Annotated in this window: 11 protein-coding genes; 4 read left to right on the top strand and 7 right to left on the bottom strand. The window is 62.4% G+C overall.

What is annotated here, in order from left to right:
- Nucleotides 1–92 precede the first annotated feature (92 nt).
- Nucleotides 93–650 carry a cysteine hydrolase family protein gene (locus ACGJAX_RS03060; protein WP_390957394.1) on the bottom strand — a complete coding sequence of 186 codons (558 nt, stop codon included), beginning with the start codon at nucleotides 648–650 and terminating at the stop codon, nucleotides 93–95.
- A 102-nt stretch (nucleotides 651–752) separates the two neighbouring features.
- Here ACGJAX_RS03060 and ACGJAX_RS03055 point away from each other — a divergent pair, with 102 nt between their 5' ends.
- From ACGJAX_RS03055 to ACGJAX_RS03045, 3 genes are all read left to right on the top strand, one after another.
- The gene (locus tag ACGJAX_RS03055) at nucleotides 753–1,757 is read left to right on the top strand and encodes a GlxA family transcriptional regulator (protein ID WP_090325598.1); all 1,005 of its coding nucleotides are present in this window, start codon (nucleotides 753–755) and stop codon (nucleotides 1,755–1,757) included.
- 197 nt (nucleotides 1,758–1,954) lie between these two features.
- On the top strand, nucleotides 1,955–3,064 hold the full coding sequence (locus tag ACGJAX_RS03050; RefSeq protein WP_390957393.1) for a DUF3182 family protein: 1,110 nt from the start codon (nucleotides 1,955–1,957) through the stop codon (nucleotides 3,062–3,064).
- Nucleotides 3,054–3,812, top strand: coding sequence for an alpha/beta fold hydrolase (locus tag ACGJAX_RS03045; RefSeq protein ID WP_390957392.1), 759 nt, complete (start codon nucleotides 3,054–3,056; stop codon nucleotides 3,810–3,812). Before ACGJAX_RS03050 ends, ACGJAX_RS03045 begins: the two co-directional genes overlap by 11 nt.
- Nucleotides 3,813–3,860: 48 nt before the next feature.
- Here the strand turns inward: ACGJAX_RS03045 and ACGJAX_RS03040 are convergent, their stop codons facing one another.
- From ACGJAX_RS03040 to ACGJAX_RS03020, 5 genes are all read right to left on the bottom strand, one after another.
- Nucleotides 3,861–4,847: a lysylphosphatidylglycerol synthase domain-containing protein gene (locus ACGJAX_RS03040; RefSeq protein WP_390957391.1), complete on the bottom strand. Its 987-nt coding sequence runs from the start codon at nucleotides 4,845–4,847 to the stop codon at nucleotides 3,861–3,863.
- Nucleotides 4,844–6,127 (bottom strand): cardiolipin synthase ClsB, encoded by a 1,284-nt coding sequence (clsB, locus tag ACGJAX_RS03035; protein ID WP_090325590.1) that lies wholly within the window; start codon nucleotides 6,125–6,127, stop codon nucleotides 4,844–4,846. The genes ACGJAX_RS03040 and clsB overlap by 4 nt, the downstream gene beginning before the upstream one ends.
- Nucleotides 6,124–6,921, bottom strand: coding sequence for an endonuclease/exonuclease/phosphatase family protein (locus ACGJAX_RS03030; protein WP_390957390.1), 798 nt, complete (start codon nucleotides 6,919–6,921; stop codon nucleotides 6,124–6,126). The genes clsB and ACGJAX_RS03030 overlap by 4 nt, the downstream gene beginning before the upstream one ends.
- The gene (locus tag ACGJAX_RS03025; RefSeq protein ID WP_390957389.1) at nucleotides 6,918–7,844 is read right to left on the bottom strand and encodes a DUF72 domain-containing protein; all 927 of its coding nucleotides are present in this window, start codon (nucleotides 7,842–7,844) and stop codon (nucleotides 6,918–6,920) included. The genes ACGJAX_RS03030 and ACGJAX_RS03025 overlap by 4 nt, the downstream gene beginning before the upstream one ends.
- A 210-nt stretch (nucleotides 7,845–8,054) precedes the next feature.
- On the bottom strand, nucleotides 8,055–9,257 hold the full coding sequence (locus ACGJAX_RS03020) for an MFS transporter (RefSeq protein ID WP_390957388.1): 1,203 nt from the start codon (nucleotides 9,255–9,257) through the stop codon (nucleotides 8,055–8,057).
- A 219-nt stretch (nucleotides 9,258–9,476) separates the two neighbouring features.
- Here ACGJAX_RS03020 and ACGJAX_RS03015 point away from each other — a divergent pair, with 219 nt between their 5' ends.
- Nucleotides 9,477–11,612: a mechanosensitive ion channel family protein gene (locus ACGJAX_RS03015; protein WP_090325580.1), complete on the top strand. Its 2,136-nt coding sequence runs from the start codon at nucleotides 9,477–9,479 to the stop codon at nucleotides 11,610–11,612.
- 88 nt (nucleotides 11,613–11,700) lie between these two features.
- Here the strand turns inward: ACGJAX_RS03015 and ACGJAX_RS03010 are convergent, their stop codons facing one another.
- Nucleotides 11,701–16,014, bottom strand: coding sequence for a DEAD/DEAH box helicase (locus tag ACGJAX_RS03010; protein ID WP_390957387.1), 4,314 nt, complete (start codon nucleotides 16,012–16,014; stop codon nucleotides 11,701–11,703).
- Between the last annotated feature and the right edge of the window lie 71 nt (nucleotides 16,015–16,085).

Raw genomic sequence — 16,085 nt, 5'->3', positions numbered from 1 at the left:
TCTAAACACAAAGGCCCGGCGCTAAAAGCGTCGGGCCTTTTTTGTGGGCGCTGGATTGATCAATCCGGTACCGGGTACGGCAAGCTCAGGCACTAACCCTGGCTGGCAGACAGAAACTCGTCGCTGGAGATCACCTTCGCATACGCAAAACCCAAGGCCGACATGAAGGCCGCGTGCACCTGGGCCGCCGGAACGGTCAGGCCGTTGAACTCCAGGTCACGGGAGGCACAGGCGTCGTGGATCACCGTGACGCTATAGCCGAGGTCGTTGGCGGCACGGGTGATGCCGTCGATGCACATGTGGCTCATGCTGCCGACGACCACCAGTTCCTTGATGCCTTGTTCGTCGAGGATCGACTGCAGTTCGGTTTCGCGGAATGAGTTGACGAAGTGCTTGAGCACCACTGGTTCCTCAGCACGGTTGAGGACCTTGGGGTGCAGCTTCGCGCCTTCGGAGCCCGGGGTGAAAAAGGGTGCGGCGTCGGAGGTGAACTCGTGGCGAATGTGCACCACCGAATCGCCAGCATCACGGAAGGCTTTGAGCAGGCGTACAGCGTTGTCCGCCGCGGCATCGGCGCCGACCAGTGGCCACTTGCCTTGGGGGAAGTAGTCGTTTTGGATATCGACTAGGATGAGGGCTTGCTTGGCCATGACTGTTTCCTTGAAGTACGGGTTGGATGTGGAATCAAGTATTGGCCCACGCACGCCCTCCAGGGATTGGCCGCACCGACAATAGAAGGGGGAAAACTGACAATGGATGCACAAAGGGCGATCGCCGAACTGGGCGTGTTGATCTATCCCGGCGCGCAAATGGCGGCGGTGCATGGGTTGACGGACCTGTTCGGGGTGGCCAACCGGATCGCCGCCGAACATCAGGCGGCGCAGTTGCCTCTGCTGCGGGTCAGTCATTGGCAAGTGGACGGCGAGCAGGCGCCAGCGCGGGTGTACGACAGCCATCCAGGGGTGGACGGCGCCTTGGTGGCGGTCTTGATTCCGCCGTCGATTGCCGGGTTCCGCGAAGGCCAGGCATCGCAGGCGTTGATTCGCTGGATGCGCCAGCAACATGCCAATGGCGCGACCCTCGGTGGTGTCTGCGTGGGCTCGATTCTGCTGGCCGAAAGCGGACTGCTCGACGGCCGTAGCGCCACCACTCATTGGACCTCGGCCAAGGCGTTCGCCGAACGTTACCCGGCAATCAAGCTCAAGGCCGATACCCCCATCGTCGATGACGGCGACCTGATCACGACCGCCGGGCTGATGGCCTGGTCGGAGCTGGGGCTGCGCCTGGTGAATCGCTTGTTGGGGCCGAGTATCGCCACTGGCACCGCCCGTTTTCTGGTGGTGGAGCACAGTGACAGCGCCAGCGAGTGCGGCAGCAACTTCGCGCCGATTCTCAACCATGGCGATGCGTCGATCCTCAAGGTTCAACACTGGCTGCAAAGCACCGGTGCCACCGATGTGTCGCTGACGTCCATGGCCGAGCGGGCAGGGTTGGAGGAACGCACGTTCCTGCGTCGGTTCCGTGCCGCCACCGGGCTCAAGCCCACCGAGTACTGCCAGCACCTGCGGGTTGGCAAAGCGCGTGAAATGCTCGAATTCACTAATGGCACCATCGATCACATAGCCTGGACCGTGGGGTATCAGGACCCGGGCGCCTTTCGCTCGACGTTCAAGAAAATCACCGGGCTGGCGCCGAGTGATTACCGGACGCGATTTGGCGTGACGCCGAATACAGCCAATCGTGGCCAATCCTTGTAGTGCGCTCCCAAAGGTGTCACGCATCGATCATGCAAAATGCCAGAACAAGACATGCAGTCGTGCAGAATAAAACAGGCCCGATGCCACCACCTTTCGCGTAACCGGCTGATTTGAATTGCGTTTCTTTTCAGCCGCGATTGGCCTGATCTCTGCACCCCCAAAGCTACATTCATCTGGCGCCGATTGAAGGGGGACGCATGACCCCAACAAGCCGCAAAAAGCTGGTAGTCGCCCACTCGGTGCGTTCCGACGCGCCGTTGCACGAAGTCGAAACCAATCGCTCGCTGGCCCGCTGGCTGGCGCACATTCTCGGGCTCAAGTACGGCGGCAGTTACGACCCGACGCAGCATCTCGGTCGTGAACTTTACCTGCTGCCGACGCAAACCCTGGTCGGTGCTGCCGCCGCCCGGCAACTGGGCGTCAAGGGGCCTGAAGATTTGTGGGGCGGTTACGTCGAGCATGACTTCATCTGCACCAAAGCCATCAGTCACGGTTTGCGTAACCATCTGGCCCATGCTCCCCATGGCTGGTCGCCGTTGTTTTCCCAACGGGTGCGCCATGTGGTGCTTGATGGTCTCAGCGTGTTTTCCTTCGACGATGCGCGGCCGGCGGCGGAGCACCTGCTTTACACCGGCCCGATCCGCCTCAAGCCGATTCACGCGTGCGCCGGGCGGGGTCAGGAAGTCATCAGGAGCCTCGACCAGTTCGATGAAATCCTTGCCCGACCCGAGGCCAAAACCCTGTTCACCGAAGGCGTGGTGCTGGAGCAGGACCTGGACCAGGTCACTACCCACAGCGTTGGTCAGAGTTTCATCGGCGACAAAGTGCTGAGTTATTGCGGTGATCAATATTTGACCAAGGACGCCCACGGCGAAGAGGTCTATGGTGGTTCCAACCTGTTGGTGGTGCAGGGTGGATACGACGATTTACTGAAGCTGGACCTGCCCGATGACGTGCGGCTGGCAATCCAGCAGGCACAAGTGTTCGACAGCGCCGCGGATGAAGCCTACCCCGGTTTCTATGCGTCGCGGCGCAATTACGACATTGCCCAGGGCATGGCCAGCGACGGCAAGCCACGCAGCGGCGTGCTCGAACAATCCTGGCGCATGGGCGGTGCCAGCAGTGCCGAGGTGGCGGCCTTGCAGAGCTTCGTCAACGATCCGGATATGCGCGCGATTCGTGTGTCTTCGGTGGAAACCTACATCGAACAGCCTTTGCCGGCGCACGCCATCGAGGTGTATCGCGGACCGGCGCAAGACAGTGATTTTCTCCTCAAGTACGTAACGGTCAAAACCTATGACGGCTAGAAGCGAAAGCATTCAAATCGACATCGATGACGAACAGATGAGCGGGACTTTTCTCAGCCCCAAATCAAAGGTCCCCGGCGTGTTGTTCGTGCACGGCTGGGGCGGCAGTCAGGAGCGCGACCTGGAACGGGCCAAAGGCATCGCCGGCCTGGGTTGTGTGTGCCTGACCTTCGACCTGCGCGGGCATACCGGCGGCACCGGTATTCCGTTGTCCCGGGTGACCCGTGAAGACAACTTGCGCGACCTGCTGGCGGCCTACGATCGCTTGCTCGCTCACCCGGCGCTGGATACCTCGGCGATTGCCGTGGTCGGCACCAGCTATGGTGGTTACCTGGCCGCGATCCTGACTTCGTTGCGCCCCGTACGTTGGCTGGCGCTGCGGGTGCCGGCGTTGTACCGCGACGAACAGTGGCACACACCCAAGCGCGATCTGGACAAGCTCGATCTGCGCGATTACCGCAGCACCCTGGTGCGCGCCGATGGCAACCGGGCGCTGCATGCCTGTTCGCAATTTACCGGGGATGTGCTGCTGGTGCAGTCCGAGACCGATGACTACGTGCCCCACGCAACCATCATGAGTTATCGCGCGGCCTGTCAGCAAACCCACTCGTTGACGCACTGCATCATCGACGGTGCCGACCATGCCCTGAGTGATCCCGTTTCACAGCAGGCCTATACCTCGATCCTCGTGGACTGGATCACGGAAATGGTGGTGGGTGAGCGGCTGAGCATCATTCAGTCCCGGTGATATTGGGTTCCTCTAAGAACGCCATCGCGTCCTTTCAGACAGCAGCAGTCACTGGGGCTTTTTCGAGATCCGCAACGCCTTGGCCTTGGCCTCCACCACCAGATACATCACCAGAGTGATCAACAACGGCAGCAGAAAGTAGATCGCCCGATAAGCCAGTAGCCCCGCCACCAAGCTGCCCCGCGACACCTCATGTTGCAGCAGCGCCACGAACACTGCCTCCAGCACACCGAGCCCGGCCGGGATGTGGGTGATCACCCCGGCGATGGCGCTGATCAGCAGCACGCCAAGCACCAGCGGGTAATCCAGTTTGCTCGGCAGCAGGGTGAAAATCACCGCCGCCATCAACGACCAATTCAAGGCCCCGAGGGCCAGTTGCACGATGGCCATGCGCAGCGACGGCAGGTTGATTTCCACGCCGCGAATGGCCCATTCCCGGCGGGTTGAGTACCGGCACGCGGCCAGATAGCCCGCACTCACCAGCAGCAGTAACACGCCCACCCCTTGCAGCGCGCCGCTGCTGAGTGTCCAGCCGGGCGGCATGCGCACCAGACCGCTGCTGAACACTGCGCCGGCAATCACCATGTAGCCAAACCAATTGGTGGCCAGGCTCAGACCGAGGATTTTCGCGATGTTGGCTTTGCTCACACCGAGTCGTGAGTACAGCCGATAACGCATGGCGATACCGCCGACCCAGGCGCTCAGGTTGAGGTTGAAGGCGTAACTGATGATCCCGACGGGCAGGATCTGTTTCCACGTGAGGTCCTGGCGGATGTAGGTGCGACCGACCAGGTCGAAGCAGGCGTACACCACAAAACTCGTGAGGGTCAGCCCGGACGCGATGATCAGCGTGCGCACCTTGAAGTCGGCCAGGGTATCGAACACCTCGTTCCATTCGATGCGCTGGGCGAACATCGTCAACAGCACGATCAGCGCCAGAAAAAACAGCAGCGTCAATGGTCGCTTCCAGCGGCTCCAGCGCGACTTGACCCGCTGTTCGGCGTTGCGCATCGCACGGGCTTCAGTGCGGCTCATGATGGCTCACTCCGGGTCGACGCGGTGAAGGCCTTGAGGCGGGGTTTATGTGCCGGCAACCAACCGGCCCAGGCCGGGAAGTGCCGCAGGAAGTGGAAGACCAGAAAACCCACGGTCATGTGCCAGACGCGGCCGCGCGGTGCGTTGTCGACCGACATGACCTTGCAATGGTTGTCACTGAGATCTTCAAGGCGTTCGAACAGATGCCGGTTGAACCCTCGGTCGCGGATCAACACATTGGCCTCCAGGTTCATCGACAGGCTCAGGGGGTCGAGGTTGCTGGAACCGACCGTGCTCCAGTCCTCATCCACCAGCGCGACCTTGCCGTGCAGCGGGCGGTCGCAATATTCGTAGATCGCCACACCGGACTTGAGCAGGTAGTCGTAGGTCATGCGCGCCGCGAGCTTGGCCACCAGCATGTCCGGCTGACCTTGCAGAATCAGCCGCACCTCGACACCACGACGGGCTGCGTTACGAATTTCGCGCAGCAGTCGATAGCCGGGAAAGAAGTAAGCATTGGCAATCACCACGCGCCGTTGCGCTGTACGCAGTACCTGTCGGTAAACCTCTTCGATGTCGGTCCGATGCTCGCCGTTGTCGCGATACACCAGGCGCACCTGTCCATCGTGATCGCTGAACGCCAACTCCGAGCGGCGTTGTCGACGCCGTTGCCACCAGTACCTGGCGTGCACCGGGCGACCGCATTGCAGCAGGGCAAAGTGATGGATGTCGGCCACCGCCGGGCCTTGTACTTCAACCGAGTAATCCTGCTTGGCCTCCGGGCCGAAGTCGGCCAGATGGTCGGCGGAAAAGTTGATCCCGCCGAGAAACGCGAAGGTTCCGTCGACGACCACGATCTTGCGGTGCAGGCGCCGAAACCAGTTGGTGCGGATGCCCAGGTGTTTGGGCGCCGGGTCGAACATTTGCAAATGCACACCGGCGTCACTGAGGGCGGCGAGGTAACCGCTGCTCAGTTCTCCGCAACCAAACCCGTCGAAGCTGGCGGTGACACGCACGCCGCGCCGGGCCGCATCGATGAGTACGGCCTGCAGTTCTGCGCCGACCTTGTCCTCGAAGACGATGAAGGTTTCCAGGAGAATTTCGCTTTTGGCCTGACGCATGGCCTCGAACACTCGGGGGAAATAGGCTTCGCCGTTTTCCAGCAACTCGACTCGATTGTTGCCGTGCCAACGGTATTCGACATCGACGGCTGCCGGCTCGCTGACCGGGGGCGCGGGAACCGGGGCGACGGTGGTTTTATCCATCGGCGAAGCACTCATAGCTCGATCTCCACCGAAAGCGGTGCGTGGTCGGAAAGGTGTGACCAAGGGCGGTTTGTCAGTACCTGCGGGCCACTGGCCTTCAGGTTGCGTACGTAGATGCGGTCCAGGCGTAGAGCCGGCCATCGCGCGGGAAAACTGCGCGCCGGTTTGCCCTGGTGTTCGGCGAAGACTTCGCGCAAGCCGCAAGGCTTGAGCAAGGCATCGGCGCGCTGGCGCCAGTCGTTGAAATCACCGGCGATGATTACTGGTGCGTCACCGGGCAGTTGTTCCAGGCGACGGGCCAACAGCTTGAGCTGTTCAGTGCGGTGGCTTTCACGCAGGCCCAGGTGCACGCAAATGGCATGCACCTCCGGGCCTTCGCCGGGCAAGCGCAATACACAATGCAGGAGGCCGCGATTCTCGTGGCCGCTGATCGACACGTCGAGGTTGTCATGGCGCACGATCTGGAATTTCGACAGCAGCGCATTACCGTGATCGCCCGCCGGGTAGACCGCGTTGCGCCCATAGGCGAACTGCGGCCAGAGGCTGTCGGCGAGGAATTCGTATTGCGGCATCGCCGGCCAATTGTCATAGCGCTTGGGGTGGTGTTCGTGGGTGCCATGGACTTCCTGCAAAAACACCACATCAGCAGACACACTGCGCACCGCTTCGCGCAATTCCGGCAGGATGAAACGCCGGTTCAACGCGGTGAAGCCTTTGTGGGTATTGACCGTCAGGACAGTGAAACGGTGCACCAGGGGCTCGATGAGCGCTTGCTCGTCGGTGACGCCAACCGGGTCGGGAATGCTCATGCCAGCACTCCTTCGGCAGCCGGCTCGCCGGGGGCGGTGGCCAGGTTCTTGTCGAGGTCGAAGCGTTCGAGCAAGCGCCGCGCATCGAAGGGCGCACGGACTTTGATGTCATTGTCGAAATAGCAGAACACCTCGCGGGACTTGCACGCCTTGGGTTTGAGCCTCGGCGCGATCAGATGCGGGTCATCCGGTTGCCGACCATGCTGCCAGGCCTCGATCCGGTCACCCCAGCGTTTCAGCGCCTGCGGGGTGTAGCCGCTGGCGTAGAGCTCTTCGTCACCGTGCAGGCGCAGGTAGACGAAGTCGCTGGTGATGTCTTCACGGTACGGCCATTTGCCGGCGGTGTCGGCGATGACCAACGCGGTGTTGTAGCGCTTGAGCAAACGCACAAACGCCGGGTCGATGAAGCTGTCATGGCGGATTTCCACGGCGTGGCGAACCGGCTTTTTCTTGTGGGCCTTCAGGCTGGCGTGGCCATTGATGTGCGCGTCGTGCTGGCGGGCGAGGGCGGCGGCTTGTTCGGTGTCGTGGGGTAATTGTTCGAGGAAGGTTTCGAACAGATCGGCATCGAATTTGAAGTTGGGCGGGAATTGCCAGAGGATCGGGCCGAGCTTTTCTTTCAGCTCCAGAACCCCCGAGGCGAAAAAATTCGCCAGGGGTTTATGAATGTCGCGCAGGCGCTTGATGTGAGTGATGAAACGTGGGGCCTTGACGCTAAAAACGAACTGCGCCGGTGTGTCGTTGTACCACTCGGCATAGCGCTCTGGCCGTTGCAGGGCGTAAAACGATCCATTGATTTCGATGCTGTTGACCGCCCGCGAAGCGAATTGCAATTCGCGCTTCCGGGCCAGGCCCTTCGGGTAGAAATCCCCCCGCCAAGGCGTGTAGCGCCAACCTGAAATCCCGATATGAATCGCCGCCATGTCGCCTCCGGTCCGAGTGCCCCTGTCTTTTGATGACTGCGGGGCAAGGGCGAAAGTTTCGACGGGACTACAGGTGGCAGGTATTTCACTGATCACCGCAAAACCTGTAGGAACCGGCTTGTCGGCGATGGGCGTCAACGATAACGCGTGTGATCTGGATAAACGCGGTGCACTGGAGTCCATCGCCAGCAGGCTGGCTCCTACGGGGGATCAGTGACCGACGACGATACGGGTCGAGGATTCGGCATACACCGGACCCAAGCGGTCAAGGCGACCGCTCCAGGCCGTCAGCGCCAGTGCCACCAGCACCACCAGGCCACCAATCCACGCCGTATGAATCAAACCCATCTGCGCGACGATCAAGCCACCTCCCCAGGCACCGCCAGCGATGCCGAGGTTGAACGCGGCGATGTTCAGGCCGGAAGCCACGTCGACCGCGTTTGGCGTGTGATGTTCGGCCTGGTGCACTACGTACACCTGCAACCCCGGCACATTGCCGAAGGCCACGGCACCCCAGACCAGCACGGTGGCCAGCGCCAGCCATGGGTTGCTGGCCGTGAAAGTCAGTACGAACAGCACGGCGGCGAGCAGGCTGAAGATGATTTTCAAGGCGCTGATCGGACCGCGTTTGTCCGCCAGTTTGCCGCCCCAGATGTTGCCCACGGCCACCGAGACACCGTAGACCAGCAGCACCAGGCTGACGGTGCTGGCGCTGAAGCCGGAAATGTCCTGGAGGATCGGTGCCAGGAAGGTGAACGCAATGAACGAACCGCCGTAACCAACCGCCGTCATGGCGTACACCAGCAGTAACCGTGGCTGCTTGAGCACCTGCAATTGCTGCAACAACGACGCGGGTTTGCTGTGGGCGATGTTTTTCGGCACGTACAGCAGGCTGCCGATGAACGCGATGACACCCAGTGCGGACACGGCGAGAAAGGTTTCACGCCAGCCGAAATGCTGGCCGATGAAGGTGCCCAACGGCACGCCAGTCACCAGCGCCACGGTCAGTCCGGTGAACATGATGGCAATCGCGCTGGCGGCTTTATCCTTGGGCACTAGACTGGTGGCGATGGTCGAGCCGATGGAGAAAAACACCCCGTGGGCCAGGCCGGTGACGATCCGCGCAATGATCAGCGATTCATAGCTCGGCGCTTTCCAGGCCAGCAGGTTACCCAGGGTGAACAGCACCATCAGCGACAACAGCAACATTTTGCGCGGTACTTTGCCGGTGAGGGCGGTCAGCACGGGGGCGCCGACCGCGACGCCCAGCGCATACAGGCTGACCAAAAGGCCGGCGGACGGCAGGCTGACACCCAGGTCGGCGCCAATGGTGGGTAACAGGCCAACGATGACGAATTCGGTCGTCCCGATGGCAAAAGCGCTGAGGGTCAGCGCGAGCAAGGCAATGGGCATGGCTGCAACTCCGGTGGGTTGATTCGATGGAGCGCAGTGTCGGGTTTTGAGGCAGGCGGAAAAATACAGGGATGAGCATTTGATATTTGCGCAGCGGTCAAATATGCCCAAGTCCCTCACCACGGAAGGGTAAACAACCCTTCCTCCGTGAACCATCACCGAACTTAACCGGCATTTCCCGATCAGTCCCTTACAGTCTTATCCAAAGGAGCCGAAGCGTTGATCAAGCTCAAGACAGCGATATTACTGGGGGCGTTGTTGCTACTCGGCAGCGAGGAGCTGGAAGCCGCAGCGGCGATACCGGGCCTGCCGGCGGCCGCCACCGCCGCGACATCAGCGGCCCAACCTGAACCTCTGGTGCAAGGCGGGCTGTTGGGCGCCATCAGTTCCAGCATCGATGAAGTCCAGAGCAAGCTCGATCTCAACGAAGACCTGCTGAACGCGTGGCGCCTGCGCGCTGACCGTGCGGCCAATGAGGTGGATCAACTGGTCAATCGCCCATCGGCCCGTTCGGGCTGGGCCGTGTCGGGGGATTTCCTGCTGCTGACGGCGGTGTGGGCCGGGGTTTTCGGTCTGTTCTGGATACTCGGCAGGTGGTTGACCGAACGTCTGTGCCAGCATCGTGTGTTGCTCAGTCGAGAACGTGGTCAGGCGTTACTGGGCTACGTTTTGCCCTACAGCGTCCCCGCAGTGATCAGTTTGCCGCTGACGATTTATGCCAGTCAGGTGTTGCCCGTGTCGGCCGGTCGGGCGCTGGCCTTGTGCTTTGCCTACGCCACCAGTGCCGGTGTCTTCGCCGCCTCCCTGGTGATGTCCCTGGCGGTGCTGTTCAATACCGGTCACAAGCGCCGTGCGGTACACATCATTCGCCAGGAAAGCCCACGGCCGCTGTTCGCGATCGGTTTTCTCGTGGCGCTGAGCGATGCCCTGACCAGTCCGCAGATCGCCCATCAATTGGGTAGCAACCTCACCAGCAGCATCGCCGTCTTTACCGGGCTGGCGGCCTCGATCGCCTTCGGCCTGTTGGTATTGCGCATGCGTCGCCCGGTCGCCCATGTGATCCGGATCCTGCCGCTGGCCCAGCGTCGGGCGCAGCCGGCCTTGCGTGAAACACTGCGGATATTTTCCGGTATCTGGTACTGGCCGATTCTGTTGATGGTACTGGTCTCGATCATCAACCTGATCGGCATTGGTGATGACAATCAGAAAGTGCTGCGCAGCGCGCTGCTCACCACCGTGTTGCTGATCGCCACGGTGTTTCTGAGCACCACACTGCATCATCTGTTCAAGTCCCACAGCGAATCCGAGGTGCGCCACATCGGGGCGTACAAAGAGCGGTTTCTGAGCTTGTCCCACGCGTTGTTGCGCATTGCCATGGCCATCGTGTTCATCGATGTTCTCGGACGCATCTGGGGCGTGTCGCTGTTCGATTTTGCCGTGAGCAACTCTTTCGGCCGTGCCATCAGCGACTCACTGAGCCACATCGGCCTGATTTTCCTGGTGACCTGGATGGTCTGGGTCGTACTGGACACGGCGATTCAGGAAGCCCTCAAACCACCGACCAACAAACGCTCGGCGCGTCAGCCGAGTACGCGGGTCAAAACCATCCTGCCGCTGCTGCGCAACGCGATCAAAATCATCCTGGTGGTGATCTGCGCCATCACCACCATGGCGAACCTGGGCATTAACGTCGCGCCGTTCCTGGCGGGCGCCGGGGTCATCGGTCTGGCGATCGGCTTTGGTTCCCAGCAACTGGTGCAAGATGTGATTACCGGTTTGTTCATCATCATCGAAGACACCCTGTCCATCGGCGACTGGGTGGTGCTCGATTCCGGGCATGCCGGCACGGTCGAAGGCCTGACCATTCGCACCTTGCGCCTGCGCGACGGCAAGGGCTTCGTGCACTCGGTGCCGTTCGGTCAGATCAAGGCCGTGACCAACCAATCGCGGCAGTTTGCCTATGCGTTCTTTTCGGTGCAGTTCACCTATGACACCGATGTCGACCAGGCCATCGGCCTGATTCGCGAGGCCGGGTATTCCATCAGTGACGACCCGTTCCTCAAGTACAACCTGCAAGGGCCGCTGGATGTTTTCGGCGTCGACAAGATGGACCTCAACGGCGTGGTGCTGACGGCGCAGTTTCGCACCGTGTCGGGTGGGCAGTACGCAGTGAGCCGGGCGTTCAACCAGCGCTTGAAAAAGCTTGTGGATAACAGCCCGTGGGTGCATTTCGCGCAGACTTATCCACAGCAGGTTTTGATGCCAAGGCAGCGCGGGGTCGAGCCGCTGCAGGATGGGGCGGCTGAACCAGAGCATTCGGCGGTGTTAATGCCCGATTCGCCGCGTCCTCAATAACACCTCAATCTGGAGCTGGCTCGCCAGCGATTGCGGTATGCCAGTCGAATCAATGTTGGATTTGCCGGCGCCATCGCTGGCAAGCCCGCTACAGGTGATTGTGCTGGATCAGCCGATTGCGCACTTCAGTCATGGCCCGTTGATCCAGCTCCAGCCAGAAATACGGTTTGCCAGCAATCTCGGCCGCGGCCGGCAAACCGTCGCGGTACACCAGTCGATTGCTCGCCAGTGCCGGTACTTTGGGGCCGGGCAGCAGGGTGCCGGCGAGGTTCAAGGGGTCGACGCCGCACACCGCGATCAAGCTGCCGTCATGGGGCCGGCGCCGGACTTCGCGCAACAGCGCAATCGCCTCGGGCAGGGCGAATTGCTCGCCCGCCAGGCCACTGACAAAGCGTCCACCGCGAATCTCTCCCCGCGCTTCCAGTCGATGGAAGGTGCGCAGCAATTCGCGCCAGCTCGGTAACCAATCGGCCTCGCGCTCCAGCAAGCGCCAGAACACGACGCCATAACGACGCAGCAGGGTCATGGCGATGTGTTCCAGGGTCTCGGCAGGCGTGACTGGCGGCCGCTTGTTATCCACAACTGGCGCGACAGCCCGGCGCCGTAACAGTGCCCAACGTCCGGCATCGTCCATACCACCGACAAACGCGCCGCGCCCGCGACGGCTGCTGCGGTTCTGGCGTTTGCTGGCCGGCGTGATCAGTGCCCGCAGGCCAGCGAAGCTGTCGGCGTTCACCAGGCCGGCGCCCACCAGCTCTTGCAAGGCGATTTCCAGCTCCGAGCGCAGCAGGTGGGCCTCGTGAGTCAACTCGTCGAAAAACAGTGCGCCGTGCTGACTGAGTGCGGCATGGACCTTTTGCGTTTTTGGCGACAGCTCGCTGATGGGCGTTTGCTCGGTCAAGTCGCTCCAGAGACCGACCCGATTGCGCGGCAACAACAGAATCGGCGTGCTGCGCAGAGCGGTGCCGGCGCTTTTGTGGCGCGCGGTGAGGCGGGTCCAGACCAGTTTGCCGCTGCGGCACAGGTCATCCAGCCAGCTCGGTGAATAGTCCTTGAGGCGTGCTGGCAGCAGGTCGCTGTCCCAGGCCGATGCGGCGCCAGGGTAGCCCTCAAGCTGCGCGATGATCGTCGGCAACACCGCACTGCCCTGGCCCTGAGTGGCGATGGACAAGTGCTGCCAGTCGAACAGAAACCGCATGAAATCCTGCAACGCCACCGGCTCGATTTCCCGACGCAGGCGCTTGACCGTGTAGCGATGAATCCTCGCCAGCAAATGACGCTCGCACCATTGTTCCTCGGTCGCGCCCGGCGTGAAGCGGCCGCGCAGCACATAACCTTCGCGTTCCAGCTGCGCCAGTGCCTGGGTGACCTGTGTTGCGGGCAAGCCAAGCGGATCGGCAATTGCCTTCAACGGCAACGGGCCAAAAGCACTGAGTCGGGCGCGGATGACTTCGAGCACCGCATCGTCCGCGTCCCAGTCTTCATCGAACCCCGGCAGCGCCTCCAGTGCCGGCAGCCAATCAGCCTGTGGATAAATCGCCCGCAGGCAGGTCAACCGTTCCCGTGCCAGCCACAGCGACGAGTCGAGGCGGCAGGCGCGGCCGCTGTCGGCCAGGGTGTTGAGCCAGTCGAGCCAGTTCGGGGTGGCTTTGGCTTCAGCCTCGGTGATGCACGCCTGGCTCATCAACGCCTCATGCATCTCATCGATACCATTAGGGGCCGGCCAGGCTTCTTCGCGCACGGCGGCGATCGCTTCGGCGTCCAGCGCGCCGAGGTCGTCGGTCGATTCCGGATCGCTCCAGCGGCGGTTGAGCACCGCTTGCGTGCGGCGTTCTTCCAGCGGCGCATCGTCGAGAAAGGTGTAGGGGCGGGCGCTGAGAATCTCCGCCGCCAATGGTGAGGGCGCCGGCAGATCGCGACTGATCAGCCGGATCTCGCCGCGCTCCATGTGTCGCAACAGTGCGAGCCAGCCTTCGCTGTCCATGGCTTCGTGCAGGCAATCGTCGAGGGTTTGTTCCACCAGCGGGTGGTCGGGAATGTCCCGCTCGCCGACGAGGTTCTCCACGCAGGCGATCTGATCGGGAAACACGCTGGCGATCAGGTCTTCGCTCTTCATCCGCTGGATCTGCGGCGGGACTTTTCGCCCGCCGGTATAGCGTGGCAACGCCAGCGCCACCCCGGCATTCCAGCGCCAGCGCACGCCGAACAGCGGCGCATCGAGGACGGCTTGAATCAGCGTGTGCTCGGCGCTGTTGCTGTGCAGGTAACGCCACACGTCATCCAGCTCAAAACTGTGGCTGGTGGACAGTGACAGCACGATGGCGTCTTCACTGGCGGCGGCCTGCAATTCGAAGTTGAAGGTGCGGCAGAAACGCTTGCGCAGGGCCAGGCCCCAGGCGCGGTTGATGCGGCTGCCGAATGGCGTGTGGATGATCAGTTGCGTGCCGCCGGACTCGTCGAAAAACCGTTCCATCAGCAGCGTGTCTTGCGAGGGCAGGGCGCCGAAGGCTTGGCGCGCGCGGGCCAGGTATTCCACCAGTTGTTCGGCGCTGGCCAGGTTCAGGCCGAGCGTCTGCGTCAGCCAGTCGAGACTCGGCTGCAAGTTGCCCGGCGTGGCACCGAGCAGTTCGTCGAGTTGAGCTTGCAGGCGCGCGACGGCAAACGACAGTTCCGCGCTGCGCCCCGGCGCTTCGCCAAGCCAGAACGGTATGGTCGGCGGCTGCCCCTGGGCATCCTCGACCCGGACCTTGCCGGTCTCGACCCGCAGGATCCGGTACGACGTATTGCCCAGCTGAAAGACGTCGCCAGCGATGCTTTCCACCGCGAAGTCTTCGTTGACGCTGCCGATGTTCAACCCTTGCGGCTCCAGCAGCACGCTGTAGTCGGCGTTGTCCGGAATGGTCCCGCCGCTGGTCACGGCCGTCAGCTTGGCGCCCCGGCGACCGCGCAGGCTGCGGGTCACTGCATCGCGGTGCAGGTAAGCGCTGCGGATGCCCTGGCGACCGTTGTAGCCCTCGGCGAGCATCCGCAGCAGCGCCTGATAATGTTTGTCGTCGAGCGCGGCGTAGGGCGAGGCTTGGCGGAACTGCGCCAGCAACGCGTCCTCCGGCCATTCCTGGCAACTGACTTCGGCGATGATCTGCTGGGCCAGCACGTCCAGCGGAGCCTCGGGGATTTGCAGGGTATCGAGTTCGCCCCGGCGTACGCAGTCGAGCAGGGCGGCGCATTCGATCAGGTCGTCGCGGGTGGTGGCGAACAAACGGCCCTTGGGGGTGCCGCCGACCTGGTGCCCGGAGCGACCGACCCGTTGCAGAAAAGCCGAAATCGAGCGCGGCGAGGCGATCTGGCAGACCAGGTCGACGTCGCCAATGTCGATCCCCAATTCCAGCGACGCCGTGGCGATCAGCACTTGCAGTTCGCCGCGCTTGAGCCGTTGCTCGGCATCCAGGCGAAACTCCTTGGCCAGGCTGCCGTGGTGGGCGGCCACGGCGTCCTTGCCCAGGCGTTCGCTCAAGTGGCGGCTCAGGCGTTCGGCCAGGCGCCGGGTGTTGACGAAAATCAGCGTGGTCCGGTGTTCGCGGGCGAGGGCGGCGAGGCGGTCGTACACCAGTTCCCAGACATCGTTGGCCATCACTGCTGACAACGGCACCGGCGGTACTTCGATATCCAGGTCCCGTGGGCGGGCGTGGCCGATGTCGATGATCTCGCACGGTCGGTCACGGCCCACCAGGAAGCGCGACACCGCTTCGATGGGTTTCTGCGTGGCGGACAGGCCGATGCGCACCAGTGGCTCGGCGCAGAGCGCTTGCAGGCGTTCCAGGCTCAGGGCCAGGTGGCTGCCGCGTTTACTGGCGGCGATGGCGTGGATCTCATCGACGATCACCGTGCGTGTGGTGCCGAGCATTTGCCGGCCCGAATCGGAACCGAGCAGCACGTAGAGCGATTCCGGGGTGGTGACCAGAATGTGCGGTGCCGTCTTGCGCATCGCCGAGCGCTCTTTTTGCGGCGTGTCGCCGGTGCGCACGGCCGTCGTGATCCGCAGTTCGGGCAAGCCCAGCACGCGCAACTGTTCGGTGATCCCGGCCAGCGGGTCTTGCAGGTTGATGCGTATGTCGTTGGACAGCGCCTTGAGCGGCGAGACGTAGACCACCAGGGTTTCGTCCGGCAGGCCTTCGGGCTGGGCCAGGCCACGGTGCACCAGGTCGTCGATCACGGCGAGGAACGCGGTGAGGGTCTTGCCGGAACCGGTGGGCGCGGCGATCAGGGTCGAGCGACGCTGGCGGATCAACGGCCACGCCCGGGCCTGGGCGGCGGTCACCGTCGCGAAGGTCTTGCTGAACCAGGCGCTGACGGCGGGGTGGAAGCCGTTCAGGGCACTGTCTGCGGGGATGGGCAGGTTCATGCAACAATTTATGCGGGTGGGGGGCGTAAGATGCAAGTACCGCTCAAGACCTTCGTTGAGTCTTAGGGCCC

Source organism: Pseudomonas moorei (assembly GCF_042846945.1).
GTDB classification, from domain to species: Bacteria; Pseudomonadota; Gammaproteobacteria; order Pseudomonadales; family Pseudomonadaceae; genus Aquipseudomonas; species Aquipseudomonas moorei.
Note: the sequence above shows the minus strand (reverse complement) of the source record. Positions and strands in the feature narration are given on the sequence as shown.